The following is a 16,171-nucleotide window of genomic DNA, read 5'->3' as shown; positions in this document are numbered from 1 at the left end:
TTATAAAAAAGCCCACTCCTTAAAGGAGAGGGCTTATTGTCGTATATCCTTAAATTACTTGCCTGCTTTCTCAACGAGTTCCTTTGTATCGCGGGCGATAACAATTTCCTCATCAGTTGGCACAACAACAACTTTTACTTTACTGTCTGGTGTTGAGATGATAGCCTCATCACCACGAATCTTAGCATTCTTCTCAACATCAATCTTTACGCCTAGGTATTCAAGATTAGCACAAGCTTCTTCGCGTGTACCAGTCTGGTTTTCACCTACACCAGCAGTCCATACAATAGCGTCAACACCACCGAGAGCAGCAGCGTAAGCACCTATATATTTCTTTATGCGGTAATTGTACATGTTGAGTGCAAGCTGTGCACGCTCATTACCTTCTTGAGCTGCGTTTTCAATATCACGCATATCACTAGATATACCGGTAATACCGAGCACACCACTCTCCTTGTTCAAATAGTTAGCCATTTCTTGTGGCTTCATATTCAACTTCTCCATGATATAAGTAACAGCTGATGCGTCTATATCACCGCAACGGCTACCCATCATAAGACCAGCAAGAGGAGTAAGACCCATTGATGTATCTATAACCTTGCCATTAAGTATAGCAGCAACACTTGCTCCATTACCGATATGGCAGGTTATGATTTTAGAATTATTTATATCAAGACCAAGAATCTCACAAACACGCTTTGATACATAACGATGACTCGTTCCATGGAAACCATAACGACGTATGTGATATTTCTGATAAAGTTCATAAGGTACTGCATAAAGATATGCATAGTCTGGCATTGTGCTATGAAAAGCATTATCAAATACACAAACCTGAGGTGTTGTAGGCATCAATGAATCTACAGCACGAATACCTTTCAAGTGTCCTGCATTATGAACAGGTGCAAGATCGCAAAGTTCCTCTATGCCGTCTTCAACGCTCTTATCAACAATGATGCTCTGTTTGTATTTGTCACCACCTTGTACGATACGATGACCTACTGCATCAATCTCGTCAAGACTCTTTATTGCACCTATTTCAGAATCAAGCAGACACTTGAATACCAAGCTCACACCTTCCTTATGTGTAGGAAGATCTGCCATTATCTGCTTTTTCTCCCCATTAGGAAGCTTTACCTTAATAAATGCATTGTCAAGACCAATACGCTCAACACCACCTTGTGCCAATACAGACTCATCGTCCATATTGTAAAACTTATATTTTATTGAAGAACTTCCGCAGTTAAGAACTAAAACTTTCATATATTTTGATTTAATGATTCTTATTTCTTTGCATCCTGAGCCTGGCAAGCTGTAATTGCTACCATATAATAGATGTCATCAACAGTACATCCACGACTAAGGTCGTTTACAGGACGTGCTATACCCTGAAGAACTGGACCAATTGCAACGGCATTTCCTAAACGCTGTGCAAGTTTGTAACCAATATTTCCAACCTCAAGGTTTGGAACGATAAGAACATTTGCCTTGCCTGCAATGTCACTGTTAGGAGCTTTCTTCTCTGCAACAGATGGTACAAGAGCGGCATCAGCCTGCAACTCGCCATCAAGTTTCAAATCAGGAGCCATTTCGTGAGCTATTTTTGTTGCCTCAACAACCTTGTCAACAACCTCATGCTTTGCACTTCCCTTTGTTGAGAAACTCAACATTGCTACGCGAGGTTCAGCAAATCCAGCAATAGTCTTTGCTGTTTGAGCTGTACAAACAGCTATCTCTGCAAGCTGTCTAGCATCAGGAACTGGTGTAACAGCAACGTCACCCATAACAAGAACACCATTCTCTCCAAATTCTTTCTGCTGAGAGAACAATAGTAGTCCACCACTTACACATGTAACACCTGGTGCACACTTGATAATCTGAAGTGCTGGACGAAGAGTATCACCAGTAGTGCTCAATGCACCACTTATCTGACCATCAGCGCCTTCAGTTTTTATAATCATACAACCGAGATACAAATTATTTTTTGTAACCAGCTCGTGAGCCTGTTCGATTGTCATACCTTTCTTCTTGCGAAGTTCTGCGAGTTTTTCAGCATATTCTTCACTCTTAGGGTTGTTCATTGGATCAATGATAGTAGCCTTGTCGATGCTTCCAAGTCCCCACTCCTTAGCGAGTTTCTTGATGTTGTCCGGGTTACCAATCAAAATGATTTCTGCCATGTCGTCAGCCAAAACTTTATCGGCTGCCCTTAAAGTGCGCTCCTCCTCAGCTTCTGGGAGCACGATGCGCTGCTTGTCCGCTTTAGCGCGCGCAACAATTTGCTGTAATAAGTCCATAGTTTGTTAATATGTATATAATATATAAATTTCGAAATAAAATATTTAAATTGCTATTTACAGTTTGCAAAATTAGCAAAATTAATTGAAACAAGGAGTTGGCTAAGGATAAAAAAATATAAAATCAGTCTATTTCGCGGGTTAAAATGCTCTCAAGCTCCTCTGCAGACAATCTAAGGTGGAACTGTCCCTTGACAGCTACACTAATTCTTCCAGTTTCTTCACTTACAACAACTGCTATCGCATCACTTTCCTGACTTATTCCCATAGCAGCACGGTGACGCAATCCCAACTCTTTGGGTATATCTCTATTATGACTTACAGGCAATATACATCCAGCCGCAGTAATTCTTTTATTAGATATAATCATCGCACCGTCGTGGAGTGGAGAGTTCTTGAAAAATATATTTTCTATAAGTCGCTGATTGATATTAGCATCTATGACATCACCTGTATCAATAATATCATCAAGCGGTGCACCTCGCTCTATAACTATCAAAGCACCAATCTTTCCCTTAGACATACTCATGCAAGCCATGACGATTGGCATTATCGTAGCTCTGGTAACCTCCATATCTTTATCACTTTTGTTAGACGTAAACAAACGGGCGAATCGCCTTATTCGCTGATGTGCGCCAAGTGTATAAAGAAATTTGCGTATTTCCTCTTGAAAAAGTACAATCATGGCGATAACGCCAACACTCACGAGTTTGTCAAGTATAGATCCCAACAAGCGCATTTCAAGCACTTGACTTACAAAAAGCCACACTATTACAAACACCATAACACCGATAAAGATATTCAACGAACGACTTTCCTTCATCAATCGATAAAGGTAGTATAATATCAGTGCGACAAGAAAAATGTCTATTATATCTTTTATTCCAAATTCAAAAGGCATTTGTAAATATTATTATATGTTAGCTTTGAGTTGACTTCCGCATTTCAGACACAATCTTGACAGTCTCAATTGCTTCTTTTACGTCGTGCACTCGCAATATTCCGGCACCTTTCTGTAAAGCGATAGTGTTGAGAATCGTTGTTCCGTTTAGAGCCGTGGTAGGATCACCATCAAGCAACTTAAAAATCATGCTCTTTCTTGATATACCAACAAGTATAGGAAGTTCAAATACTTGCAGTTTCTCCATTTCGGCGTAAATAGCATAGTTCTGTTCCAATGTTTTTCCAAAGCCAAAGCCAGGGTCAAGAATTATATCTTTTGCACCTCGGTCTCGCAACTGTTGTACCTCATCAGCAAAGGCTATCACCATATCATGAATATTGGATTTTACAGACATCAGTATATATGGAACTTTCAATTCACCAACAACATCAAACATACTGCCAGTTTCGCTTATCGGAGTATTGACGATACCGGTTATTCCGCCTTCACTCACATCGTTTATTATATCAGCTCCCCATTCTGAAATACACTTTCTTGCAACAAGTGGACGGTAAGTATCAACAGAAATTGGGATATTAGGATATTCATGCCTTACGATACCAAGTGCATATCTCAGTCTTTCAGTCTCATCTTCCTCACTCACCTCCTTTGCGCCAGGGCGTGTAGAGAATGCTCCTATATCAATAATGTCACCGCCCTGCTCCACAATCTGGGTGGATCTTTCCAGAATTTCACGCTCAGTCTGCTTTCTGCTTCCTACGTAAAAACTGTCAGGTGTGCAGTTCAGTATTCCCATTACTTTGGGAGTCGAAAGGTCTATCAACCTTCCACGAACATTAATTGTATAGTCTATATGTTTCATACCATGCAAAGTTATCATATTTTTGACTATTATCCAAATTAAAATTCCAATATTAGCAATAAATAATTACCAGATTATTCATCTTAAAAGAAAAAAATGTAACTTTGCAATCATAAAAGAAACATATACGACATGGATATAAAAGAATTGTATAAAATCTACCAGCAACACCCTTGCATTACTACTGATAGCAGGAATTGTCCTAAAGACAGTATTTTCATTGCATTGAAGGGTGAATCTTTCAACGGCAACAAGTTTGCCAAGGCTGCTCTTGATAAGGGATGTTCTTATGCCATCATAGATGAAAAAGAATATGCTGTGGATGGAAACGACAATATTATTCTCGTAGACGATTGTCTCACAACATTCAAGGAAATAGCAAGAGAACACAGAAGACATTTTGATATTCCAGTTATTGGAATTACTGGTACAAACGGTAAGACAACGACTAAAGAGCTAGTGTCTGCGGTTTTGTCTGCAAAATATAATGTCATGCACACAGAGGGCAACTTCAATAACGATGTAGGCGTACCAAAGACTTTGCTGCGCCTTGACAAAAATAACGATATTGCAGTTGTTGAAATGGGGGCAAGCCATCCTGGAGATATAAAGAAACTTGTAGAATATGTTGAACCTACATGTGGAATGATTACCAATGTAGGTCGTGCCCATTTGCTTGGGTTTGGAAGTTTTGAAGGTGTAAAGACTACAAAGGGAGAGTTGTACGATTTTCTTAAAGCACATGATTGTTTATTGTTTCTCAACGAGAGCAATGACGACTTGGTAGATATGGCACAGAAAAGAGAACTAAGCCGTATCGTAACTTATGGTCAGACTGACGAAGCCAATGTTATGGGTGAAGTAATCAGTTGTGCGCCATTTTTGAAATTCAGCTGGACAGATCTTTCATCTACTGATTCTAAAGCAAAGACCTATGAGGTGCAGACTCACCTTATAGGTGCTTACAACATGGACAACATGTTAGCTGCGATAACAATAGGTCTTCATTTTGGCGTAGAAACCGAGAAGATAAACAGTGCTTTGGAAGGTTATACTCCAGACAATAACAGAAGCCAACTTGATGTTACGAAGTTCAACAAGCTGATTGTTGACGCTTATAATGCCAATCCATCTAGTATGTCTGCAGCAATAGAGAATTTCAAAGTGATGGATGTTGACAAGAAGATGGCTATCCTTGGCGACATGCGTGAACTTGGCGAGGCTTCGGATGCAGAGCATCAGAAAGTCGTAGACCAACTTAAGGAATACGGATTCAAAGAGATTTGGCTTGTTGGTGAGGAATTCGGAAAAACAAATACAGACTACCGCAAGTTCAATAATGTTGAAGAAGTGAAAGAAGAAATCGCAATTAAACGCCCAGAAGGATACTACATACTTATCAAGGGATCAAACGGAATAAAACTATTCCAGTTACCTGAACTGCTTTAATATAAAAATAGCAAAATCACAATAACATAATCGCACGTATATAAATTTCAAATTATATACGTGCGATTTTTATTATACAAACCTCAACAAACGAAGAAAGCCGCCAGTCTCACGAATGAGACTAAACGGCTTAATGAAAGGAGGAAGTGGTACCACCAGGAATCGAACCGGGGACACAAGGATTTTCAGTCCTTTGCTCTACCAACTGAGCTATGGCACCATGCTTTTTGTTTTGCGAGTGCAAAGATAGGCTTTTTATCCCACACTCACAAATTTTTATTCAAAAAAATATTTGCTTTCAGGAAATTTGATTACCTTTGCATTCGCAACGATTTAAATAATCGGGATGTAGCGCAGTTGGTAGCGTACTACGTTCGGGACGTAGGGGTCGGGCGTTCGAATCGCCTCATCCCGACAAATTTAAGGCTAAGGATGTAATCATCAATGATTTAGCCGTTGTCGTGAATAAAGTGGTCAGCGAATTTTCGGCGACCACTTTATTATTTTAAGTTTCATCCTATATTTTGATTTGTATTTTTGTTATAAATATAATATAAACTATAATTATACATACATATTTTAAATTATTTAATGCAATAAAACTGCAGCCATGTATGTAATTAACTAATTCTTTCACTCTCTATCAGAAAGGTTCTTCGTCTATTTAGAGGATATTGATATATTATAGCTATTAGACACTACATATTAATATTAACACTAGTGTCTACTTAAAATAGCGAGCATTAAGCATAACACACTGCTAATCAAATATTTATATCCTAGATTACTTCGTGAAGATTTGAGTTATCGAACATTCAGGATCTATCCCTACGTTTTTTTTATGTTTTTTGCTACGAAGCTACGGTCTTTCTCGCAAAGCCTATAAACAGAGGGTTTAAAGATACGTAGTTTGCTGGATTTAGCTACGTTAAGCTACGTTCTAGCTACGTTATCTATCTTTGCTTATATAATGTACGTGCAAGCACGCGCGCACTTAGGGTTTTTAAAATATAAGTGTCGAAGTGTCAACTTAATGAACATCAGTATTTTATCGACAAAGAAGACGTCATAAAGTGACGGTGAACTGACGGTCAAATATCGAGTTTCGCATGCGTTTCTATGTAGAAATGCAACTGTTTTCATATAGAAACGGAAACGTTTCTACGATGTTTTACCTCCTAAAGCATCGTAAAATGCAATGCATTTCTTCGTAAAACGGATTGCAAAACATCGTAAAACGTATCGTAATTCTTCGTAAAACGCAATGCGAAATGAAGAAAAATATCTCCCAGATTTTACCGACGAATAACCGACACTTAATGCCACTTGAAAAGTGTTATAACTATTTAATACTCAACGGATAGACACTTAGACACTTATTTTTACGAAAAACCCAGAGTGCGGGCATGCGCATGCACGTGTATTACGATGTGTTGTATCCTCTAGTAATTAAAACTTTGGCTAACAGGCTAACCTAAATCTGATTGCATGGACAAAAATTTTGCAGTATCTTTGCCCAGAATTCAGCGGAATTCGACAGAATAGTTAAACAAGCTTGAAAATTCTGATTCTGTTTACTGTATCTATTTAAATATCCTCTGTCCCTCAGATGCAGCAAACAGTTCTTTGACAAATTTACTTATAGAATAACATATCATCCTAAAACAACATAAGTTTACGTAGCTAGAACGTAGCTTGACGTAGCTAAATCCAGCAAGCTACGTATCTTTAAACCCTCTGTTTATAGGCTTTACAAGAAAGACCGAAGCTTCGTAGCTAAAAAACAAAAAAACAGTAAGACCTGCTCAAATGTACTAAATTAAGATCGTCACGAAGTAATCAGAACTCCACATAAGGACGCAATCTCTCGATTTCTTCTGGGGGAAAGTCTTTAAGTAGCCTAAGCTCATCAAGGCTTTTTAGTGGTCCACGCAAACGACGATAATCAACAATATCACGAGCCTGATAGAAAGATATATAAGGATGGCGCTTAAGCTGATTCAGAGACAACTTGTTTACATTCAGTTTGGCTACACCTGTGGAACTTGCCGTAAAATATTTAAGTGCTGATTCCGGAAAGCCATCTATTTCCTTTAATTGTTCTACACTAGAGAAACCACCCAAACGACGACGATAGTTCTCTATTTCATGAGCATAATACGAACCAATCCCAGGAATACGTTGCAACATTGCTGTATCAGCAGAATTAAGCTGAACATGTTCACCAGCCTTTATTTTTATTGAACATTTAGCAACAATACTGTCATGATGAGCTTGCCTAGCTGCCACTTCAGGCAAAAGCGAAGCAGGTTTATAATCAGAGCCTATGCGTATGTAAGGCTGCATTTCATGAAATTGCTTTTGGGTGAGTCCATACAGTCTTGCAAAATCAGTAGAAGTACGATATATACCACCATGTGAGCGATATTTATATATATTCCGGACCTGCCAAGGACGTAAACCTAAACGTAATAATTCGGTACTGTCAGCAGTATTAGGGTCAAACGGGAACAACTCTGCCTTTTGACCTGCCACATAATAATACTTATGTGGATAATGCCTGTAAGAGTAATTATTGTCATATTTATGACCATTGGATTTATAACCATACCCAGCGTTTGACATTTCATCACCACCTAAAAAGAAGAATGCCACCAACGCCGATACAGCAATCGTAAGCAAAAATAATATTACACGGCGATCAGATTTATTAAAATAAAGAAACTCCTTTAAAAACATATTATATTATTCCTAGTTGATGTAAAAATACAGAGCCTATGCATATAGGACATATAAAACGTACTACAAAAAGCCATATTCCATAGAGGCGTGATGATATAGTGCCCCAGTTAGTTATTTGGTCCTTAACGATATTCTTGGGAACATACCAACCTACAAACACACAAGTGAAGAACGCTCCCAAAGGTAATAATATATCAGATGTAATGAAATCGCAGAAATCAAGAAACGACTTACCAAATACTGTTATGTCTACAGCCCCACAAGACAGTGAGCAGAAAATACCTATAACAATGCAGACAATCGTCTCTATCCAAGCACCTTTAGAACGGCTGAGATGCAGTTCCTCATAAAATAAAGCAGTACCAATTTCATGCATTGATATTGTAGACGTGAGAGCAGCCAATACAAGAAGTCCATAAAAGAAGACTCCTATAACATATCCCAATAAAGGCATTCCAGCAAAGGCTTGCTGGAAAACCGAAGGAAGAGTGATAAATATCAAAGACGGTCCACTATCAGGACGAACTCCAACTGAAAATGCAGCAGGAAAGATCATTAAACCTGCAAGAATGGCGACAAGAGTGTCTATTCCTGCAATCTGCACAGCAGATTTTACTAGATTTGTCTGTCGGTTGAAATAACTTGCATAGGTACAAAGGCATGCTGTTCCCAAAGATAAAGAAAAGAAAGCCTGTCCTAGAGCATCAAGAAAAACACTTCTGGTGACCTTAGAGAAATCTGGTTTGAAAAGAAATTCCAATCCACTCTTCGTTCCCGGTAACATACAAGACGCAACAACAATAATAAACAACAAAATAAAAAGAGTTGGCATAAGTATATTAGACGCTCGCTCTATCCCTTTTCTAACACCCTTGACTACTACAAGATGAGTCATGATAATAAACGCTACGGTCCAGAATAAAGGCCTTAACGGATCAGAAGAAAATGTCTTGAAATAATGCTGAACATAAGTTACATCACCATTTAGCTGTCCCATTGTAGAAGCAAACAAGTATTGCAAGCACCAGCCTGCTACAACAGAATAGAAACCGAATATTATCATTGACGTGATAGCTCCACCATATCCAAGCAACGACCATTTACGCCCACCAATATTATAATAAGCACGTGCGGCATTAGCTCCAGAGTGGCGACCTACAACAAACTCGGCTACCATTCCAGGAATACCTAAAATAAGAACACATACTAGATATATTATAATAAAGGCTGCACCACCGTCCTGACCTGTCATATATGGAAAGCGCCATATATTTCCTAAACCTACGGCAGACCCAGCTGTCGCTAATATCACTCCTATCTTAGTTCCAAAATTACCTCTTTCAGACATATAAATAAATTAAATCACTCCAAACTGATGAAGCATTATAGCTAAAATACACAAAGGACAAACAAAACGCATGGTAAAAATAAACAACTTATAGAAACCAAACTTCAGTGTTCCCCAATTTGACAACTCGTCAATAACAATCTGCTTAGGAATATACCAACCAACAAAAAGACACATGAACAATCCTACAGTAGGAAGCATCAACTGACCAGTGACAAAATCAAACAAATCAAGAAGATGTAGCCCAAACAACGAAAGTCCACTCTTATGGCCTACAGATATAGAACATAGAGCACCTATAATACAACAGAAAACGGTAACAATCCATGCTCCTGCTTTTCTGGAAATATGAAGTTCTTCATAAAAGAACGCAGTGTTTACCTCGTGGAGGGAAATCAATGATGTGAGGGCTGCGAGGAAAAGTAAAGCATAGAACATCAATGACACAGCCCATCCCAATAAAGGAACGCCAGAAAAAGCCTGATTAAAGACATTTGGTAAAGTAATGAATATGAGCGAAGGTCCACTATCAGGGTTTATCCCTACAGAAAAAGCAGCAGGAAATATCATCAAACCTGCCAACAACGCAACCATAAGATCAATAAGTCCAATCTGTATAGCTGATGTAGTGATGTTAGTACGACGACTGAAATAACTTGCGTATGTGCAAAGACATCCCATACCGATGCTCAAAGAATAAAAGCATTGTCCCAAAGCCCCAAGAAAAACATCGCTGTTTACTTTTGAAAAATCAGGTTTCAATAAGAAATCAATCCCCTTTGATGCTCCAGGAAGCATCCAGGCTGCTACTACAATAACTAATAGGAGTACAAACAAAGTAGGCATCATCAGTTTTGAAGCCTTCTCTATACCATTTCTTACGCCATGGATAATTATAAAATGCGTAATCGCAAATACTACTATTGTCCAAAAAACTGGTCGTATCGGATTCTGTGAAAACTCAACAAAGTAATTTTTCACAAAAGCAGGATCACCTTTTAGTTCGCCCATCACTGACGCATATACATAATTAAGACACCAACCAGAAATAACTGCATAATAACCAGTTATTAAAAATCCCGTCAGCACCTCAAGATATCCAACTAGCTTCCAAGCCGTACCATTTGAAAGACGAGTATATGCACGCGCAGTATTTGAGGCTCCGTGCCTGCCGATTATAAATTCACTGATCATACATGGTATTCCTAATATGATAACACATGCAATATAGATTAGTATAAACGCTGCACCACCGTTTTTACCAGTCATATAAGGAAAACGCCATATATTACCCAGTCCGACAGCAGAACCGGCTGTAGCCATAATTATGCCTAACTTACTTCCAAAACTTGCTCTTTCTTCAGACATTATTGATATATTTAACTAAAACGATTGCAAAATTATAAAAAAATATCTAATTTTGCAGGAAAATAGAAAGTAAATATGAATAATTTATTCCATTCAGTAACAAAATATCCATTTTCAAGTGTTTGTATACTAATTATATGGACATTGTGTTTTATTCCTATACCAGAAACTCCACTTGACAATATTTCCATGATTGACAAATGGACACACATGGTAATGTATGGCGGAACATGCGGAGTTATATGGCTAGAATATCTTGCAAAGCACAAGAAGGTTAAGTGGAATAAGATTATTATATGGGCACTACTTGCACCGATATTAATGGGTGGTTTGATAGAAATTCTTCAGAAATATTGTACTGGAGGTATGAGAAGCGGAGAATGGTTTGATTTCACTGCCGACACGATTGGTGTCGGTTTGGCATTCATTATCGGTAGTCTTCTGGCAATGTGTTTTTCCAAAGTTTAAATGGGGATTTCAACATGTGAGAGTTATAAAAACGCTTATCACCTGTAACTTCCATCCCAATAAAATCAGGCTTTTCATAGGGTTCTGACTCATCTGACAATTCCACTTCTGCCATAACAAGCCCCTCGTTGTCACCATAAAATTCATCAACCTCAAACGTATGATTACCACTTTTTACAAGATATCTACGCTTGTCGATCACTCCACCTTGGCAAAGCGCCATAAGATGTTCTGCTTCGTCTGTTGATATTTCTTTTTCAAATTCATAGCGCGTCATTCCACCATTTACGGATCTAGCCTTAATCGTGAGATAGCTTTTATCATCACGAATACGAATTCGCACCGTTGCACCATCTGCAGGAATATATCCCTGTTTGATATGGCTACTTGAAAAGGCGGCGTTCTTATATGCGTCGCCTTTCTTTACCAAAAACTTACGTTCTATTTCCAGTCCACTCATTATACCATAATAGCTGTATATATCATAAAGATTATAGCAAGCAAAATAAGTCCGCCGAAAATCCAAACGATAATTTCTCTACCTCTTTTTTCCTGTTTTTTCTGATAGGCATCGTGTCTTGCCTTTCTTAATGCGTTATTGCTACTCATAGTTTTATTATTTTAGATTATTGAATGTTATGTTTATTCAACTTCAGCCTCACTTGCGGCAAACTCCATGAGATATGCTTTAATGAAGCCATCCAGTTTGCCATCCATTACAGCGTCAACATCAGAGGTTTGGAAGCCTGTACGGTGATCTTTTACACGACGATCATCAAATACATAACTTCGTATCTGACTTCCCCACTCGATCTTTTTCTTACCAGCCTCAACCTTTGCCTGTTCAGCTTGTTTTTTCTTTAATGCACGATCATACAATTGAGACTTCAACAGAAGCATAGCCTTAGCACGGTTCTTTGGCTGATCACGAGTTTCAGTATTTTCAATAAGTATTTCTTCGTGTTCGCCTGTATCCGGATCTTCATACTGATAACGTATACGAACACCAGATTCGACCTTATTCACATTCTGACCACCAGCACCGCTTGAGCGGAATGTATCCCAACTAACTTTTGCAGGGTCTACATAAATTTCTATAGTATCATCAACAAGTGGAGTAACGAAAACACTGGCGAAACTTGTCATACGCTTTCCTTGAGCATTATACGGTGAAACTCTCACTAGACGATGCACACCATTCTCGCATTTCAAATATCCATAAGCAAACTCTTTACCCTCAATGGTCATGGTTACGCTTTTTATTCCAGCTTCATCTCCGTCCTGAATATCTGTAATCTTAACTGCGTATCCATGAGCCTCAGACCAACGCTGATACATGCGCATAAGCATAGCAGCCCAGTCCTGACTCTCTGTGCCACCGGCACCCGAGTTTATCTTCAATACAGCATTAAGAGAATCCTCTTCCTGACGAAGCATATTCTTGAGTTCAAGGTCTTCTATAGAATTAATTGCTTTTGCATAGTCTTCATCAACCTCTTCCTCAGTGACCATATCATCCTTATAGAAATCGAAAGCCAACTGCAATTCATCTGCGAAATGTCTACATTCACTGTAGCCTTTAATCCATTTTTCTATGCTTTTGACCAGTTTCATCTGCTCTTCTGCACGCTTTGGATCTTCCCAAAAATCTGGAGCCTGAGTACGCAGTTGTTCCTCTTCAAATTCTATTTTTTTCTGGTCTATATTCAGATATCTCTGGAGTGCCTCAGTGCGCTCCAGCACATCTTTCAACTGATCTGCTGTAATCATATATTATTCCTCGAACATTTTGTCTATTTCTTCCTTGTAGTTTTTACAAATAACAGGTCGTCTTAACTTCAATGTATTTGTAAGTTCACCATTTTCCATTGAGAAATGGTGAGGCAACAATGTGAAGCGCTTTATCTGCTCGTAATGGGCAAGTTGCTGTTGCAAAGTATCTATACGTTCCTTCATCATATCGTATATTTCTTTACATGCACACAAGTCTTCACGACTTTCAAATTTTATATGATGCTCACGTGCCCATTCTTCAATCATTCTGAATTCAGGAACGATAAGTGCCGATACGAATTTACGCTGATCTGCGATTATTGCTACCTGATCAATATACTTGTCTACCAAAAGAAGTGACTCGGTCATCTGTGGAGCAATATACTTTCCATTTGATGTTTTGAAAAGGTCTTTAATACGCTCTTTCAAAAATAGTTCTCCGTTCTTCAAATAACCAGCGTCACCAGTATGGAAGAAACCATCTTTATCAAATGCCTCAGCATTTGCAGAGTCACGATGATAATAACCACGAGTTATTGTAGGACCTTTTAATAAAACTTCGTTATTCTCACCTATCTTTATTTCTATACCTTTAATTGGATATCCGACAGAACCTACTGTAAAAGGTTTACCCTTATGATTACATGAAACAGTTGCAAGACTCTCAGTAAGTCCATAACCTACTAACATGTGGATTCCGATAGAATGTACAAACTCCTCTACTTCCGGTGAAACATAAGCTCCAGCTGTAGGGAAAATATTAGAATTATCCAAACCAATCTGCTTGCGAACAAGACTCAATATAGTCTTATTTACAAACTTGTATTGCAATTCCAAAGTCAATGGTACACGACGTCCACGACTAAGATATTCAACATTTCGCTTTTTACCTATTGCAAGTGCATGCTGAAACAACTTACGCTGGAAAGGACTTGCATCATCCATTTTAGATTTTACCGCAATATATACTTTTTCCCAGAAACGAGGAACCGAGCTCATACTTGTAGGATGAGTCTCTCTCATACTCTGTTGAATTTCGTTCGGATATGTATTGATTATCAAATGCGCACCTTCAGTAAGAGAAAGATAAGCCCATCCACGTTCAAAAATGTGTGTAAACGGAAGAAAATCTATGACTCTATCCTTTTCACTAATTGGAACACACTCGTCATTCGCAATCATAGCTGCCAAATACTGTCCGTAAGTAAGAACTACTCCCTTACTTTCACCTGTTGTACCACTTGTATAAAGAATATCACAGATATCATCATTACTAGCCTCTTTCCATAACTTTTCCACTTCTGTCTGACGTGGAAGTTTCTCACCCAAAGCAAGAAAATCATCAAAATAGAGAGCATTAGGGTCATGGGTACTAATTCTTACGCTTGAATCAAATATGATGATTCGCTCAAGCGAAGGGCAAAGTGCAAATATTCTATGTGCCTTATCATACTGATCTTGTTCACCAACAAAAATAAAGCGAACTTGAGCATCGTTAATCATATACTGAATTTGCTGTTCACTTGTAGTGGCATAGAATGGTATTGTTACCCCACGCACTCCATAAACGCCAAAATTAGTATATAAATACTGAATGCAATTTTGTGAGAACACAGCTATGTTTTCCTGTGGCTTTGCTCCAAGATTAAGTAGAGCATTACTGACCTGCTTTACTTTTATAGAGAACTGATTCCATGAAACATTCTCCCATTTAAGACTTCCAAAGTTACGGAATGTAATAGCCTCACGATTTCCATACTTCTTTGCCTGTTCGTGAATCAATACCGATAGATGACATCTTGTTTGCATAATTGCTTATTTTAATTTATGCAAAGATAGTGCAAATTAAGAAAAATACAAAATATTTTGCTATCTTTGTCATCGATATGACGCAAAAAGAATACACTAACGATGCGATAGACTTGCTCAAGCATCTTATCGCCACACCTTCTGTCAGTCGCCACGAAAAAGAAGCAGCTGACATTATAGCCGAGACCATCGTAAATTATGGTTTAGAATATCAGCGTGAAGCTAACAATGTGTGGATAACAGACAAGAATTTTGATACTAACAAACCGACATTGTTACTTAATGCGCATATTGACACTGTAAAGCCAGTAGACTCGTGGACACGTAACCCTTTTATGCCAACTATTGAGAACAATGTTCTATATGGTTTGGGAAGCAATGACTGTGGTGGAGGACTAGTATCTCTATTGCAGGTATTCAGATATCTATCGGCGAAACCACAGAAATATAACGTCATCTATCTCGCCTCTGCCGAAGAAGAGATTTCTGGGAAAAACGGAATAAGCATGGTACTTCCATTGCTGCCAAAAATCGACATTGCCATTGTTGGTGAACCAACAGGAATGCAACCAGCTATCGCAGAAAAAGGGCTGATGGTAATTGACCTTATTGCTCATGGCAAAAGCGGGCATGCTGCACGTAACGAAGGCATAAATGCTATATACGAAGCTCTTGATGACTTGATTTGGATAAGAGACTACAAGTTTAAAAAAATAAGTGATTTACTTGGTCCGACAAAGATGACTGTAACAGTAGTTAATGCAGGAACGCAGCACAACGTAATCCCAGACAAACTAACAGCACTTATAGACGTAAGAACAAATGAGTTTTACAAAAATGAAGATATATGTAATTTCATACAGCAACACTGCAAAAGCGAAATCAAAGCTCATTCATACAGATTAAACTCTTCACATATTTCACCAGAGCACCCTCTTATAAAAAGATGCATTGAAATGGGAATGAAACCTTTTGGAAGTCCTACCCTTAGCGATCAGGCTTTGATGAATTTTCAGTCTTTCAAACTTGGTCCAGGAGAGTCTTCTCGTTCTCACTCTGCCGATGAATTCATTGAAATTGGCGAAATAGAAAACGCCATCAAGCAATATATTCAACTACTTGATGGCGCCATTATTTAAGATTTAACTTTT

General features: G+C 38.4%; 14 protein-coding genes and 2 tRNA genes. 4 read left to right on the top strand and 12 right to left on the bottom strand.

Annotation, left to right across the window (positions count from 1 at the left end; translation table 11 throughout):
- Positions 1-54: 54 nt before the first annotated feature.
- The 4 genes from HEQ28_RS11835 to folP all read right to left on the bottom strand — a co-directional run bounded on the left by HEQ28_RS11835 (position 55) and on the right by folP (position 4,063).
- Positions 55-1,263 (bottom strand): acetate kinase, encoded by a 1,209-nt coding sequence (locus tag HEQ28_RS11835; RefSeq protein WP_434502675.1) that lies wholly within the window; start codon positions 1,261-1,263, stop codon positions 55-57.
- A 20-nt stretch (positions 1,264-1,283) separates the two neighbouring features.
- The gene (pta, locus tag HEQ28_RS11830; protein ID WP_434502673.1) at positions 1,284-2,297 is read right to left on the bottom strand and encodes a phosphate acetyltransferase; all 1,014 of its coding nucleotides are present in this window, start codon (positions 2,295-2,297) and stop codon (positions 1,284-1,286) included.
- A 124-nt stretch (positions 2,298-2,421) separates the two neighbouring features.
- Positions 2,422-3,198, bottom strand: a complete 777-nt coding sequence (cdaA, locus tag HEQ28_RS11825) for a diadenylate cyclase CdaA (protein ID WP_434502671.1) — start codon at positions 3,196-3,198, stop codon at positions 2,422-2,424.
- Positions 3,199-3,217: 19 nt separating this feature from the next.
- Complete coding sequence (gene folP, locus HEQ28_RS11820) at positions 3,218-4,063, bottom strand: dihydropteroate synthase (RefSeq protein WP_434504460.1); 846 nt, start codon at positions 4,061-4,063, stop codon at positions 3,218-3,220.
- A 132-nt stretch (positions 4,064-4,195) separates the two neighbouring features.
- On the opposite strand from folP, the gene HEQ28_RS11815 reads away from it, so the two are divergent.
- The gene (locus tag HEQ28_RS11815; RefSeq protein ID WP_434502670.1) at positions 4,196-5,512 is read left to right on the top strand and encodes a UDP-N-acetylmuramoyl-tripeptide--D-alanyl-D-alanine ligase; all 1,317 of its coding nucleotides are present in this window, start codon (positions 4,196-4,198) and stop codon (positions 5,510-5,512) included.
- 147 nt (positions 5,513-5,659) lie between these two features.
- Here HEQ28_RS11815 and HEQ28_RS11810 read toward each other — a convergent pair.
- Positions 5,660-5,732 (bottom strand) — tRNA-Phe (locus HEQ28_RS11810).
- A 122-nt stretch (positions 5,733-5,854) separates the two neighbouring features.
- Between HEQ28_RS11810 and HEQ28_RS11805 the strand changes: the two genes are divergently transcribed.
- Positions 5,855-5,927: transfer RNA gene (locus HEQ28_RS11805), tRNA-Pro, on the top strand.
- Between the two features lie 1,424 nt (positions 5,928-7,351).
- On the opposite strand, the gene HEQ28_RS11800 is transcribed toward HEQ28_RS11805, so the two are convergent.
- The 3 genes from HEQ28_RS11800 to HEQ28_RS11790 are packed head-to-tail and all read right to left on the bottom strand — an operon-like array spanning position 7,352 to position 10,970.
- The gene (locus tag HEQ28_RS11800) at positions 7,352-8,251 is read right to left on the bottom strand and encodes a helix-hairpin-helix domain-containing protein (RefSeq protein WP_434502668.1); all 900 of its coding nucleotides are present in this window, start codon (positions 8,249-8,251) and stop codon (positions 7,352-7,354) included.
- Position 8,252: 1 nt separating this feature from the next.
- Entirely contained in the window at positions 8,253-9,602 is a 1,350-nt protein-coding gene (locus HEQ28_RS11795) for a sodium-dependent transporter (protein ID WP_434502666.1), read from the bottom strand.
- 9 nt (positions 9,603-9,611) lie between these two features.
- Positions 9,612-10,970, bottom strand: coding sequence for a sodium-dependent transporter (locus HEQ28_RS11790; RefSeq protein ID WP_434502664.1), 1,359 nt, complete (start codon positions 10,968-10,970; stop codon positions 9,612-9,614).
- Between the two features lie 75 nt (positions 10,971-11,045).
- Between HEQ28_RS11790 and HEQ28_RS11785 the strand changes: the two genes are divergently transcribed.
- Positions 11,046-11,438, top strand: coding sequence for a VanZ family protein (locus tag HEQ28_RS11785; protein ID WP_434502663.1), 393 nt, complete (start codon positions 11,046-11,048; stop codon positions 11,436-11,438).
- Here the strand turns inward: HEQ28_RS11785 and HEQ28_RS11780 are convergent.
- From HEQ28_RS11780 to HEQ28_RS11765, 4 genes are read right to left on the bottom strand one after another with little or no spacing between them, the layout of a single operon-like run.
- On the bottom strand, positions 11,398-11,898 hold the full coding sequence (locus tag HEQ28_RS11780) for a CYTH domain-containing protein (protein WP_434502661.1): 501 nt from the start codon (positions 11,896-11,898) through the stop codon (positions 11,398-11,400). The two genes, HEQ28_RS11785 and HEQ28_RS11780, sit on opposite strands and share 41 nt — an antisense overlap.
- Positions 11,898-12,047, bottom strand: a complete 150-nt coding sequence (locus HEQ28_RS11775) for a hypothetical protein (protein WP_434502659.1) — start codon at positions 12,045-12,047, stop codon at positions 11,898-11,900. Before HEQ28_RS11775 ends, HEQ28_RS11780 begins: the two co-directional genes overlap by 1 nt.
- Positions 12,048-12,080: 33 nt before the next feature.
- Positions 12,081-13,208 carry a peptide chain release factor 2 gene (gene prfB, locus HEQ28_RS11770; protein WP_434502657.1) on the bottom strand — a complete coding sequence of 376 codons (1,128 nt, stop codon included), beginning with the start codon at positions 13,206-13,208 and terminating at the stop codon, positions 12,081-12,083.
- 3 nt (positions 13,209-13,211) lie between these two features.
- Positions 13,212-15,020, bottom strand: a complete 1,809-nt coding sequence (locus HEQ28_RS11765; protein ID WP_434502655.1) for an AMP-dependent synthetase/ligase — start codon at positions 15,018-15,020, stop codon at positions 13,212-13,214.
- 77 nt (positions 15,021-15,097) lie between these two features.
- On the opposite strand from HEQ28_RS11765, the gene HEQ28_RS11760 reads away from it, so the two are divergent.
- A complete protein-coding gene (locus HEQ28_RS11760; protein WP_434502653.1) occupies positions 15,098-16,159 on the top strand; it encodes a M20 family metallo-hydrolase in 1,062 nt (353 codons plus the stop codon).
- Positions 16,160-16,171 lie beyond the last annotated feature (12 nt).

The organism is Prevotella sp., from assembly GCF_051059605.1.
In the GTDB taxonomy this organism is placed as follows: Bacteria; Bacteroidota; Bacteroidia; order Bacteroidales; family Bacteroidaceae; genus Prevotella.
This window is presented reverse-complemented; position numbering and strand designations above follow the sequence as displayed.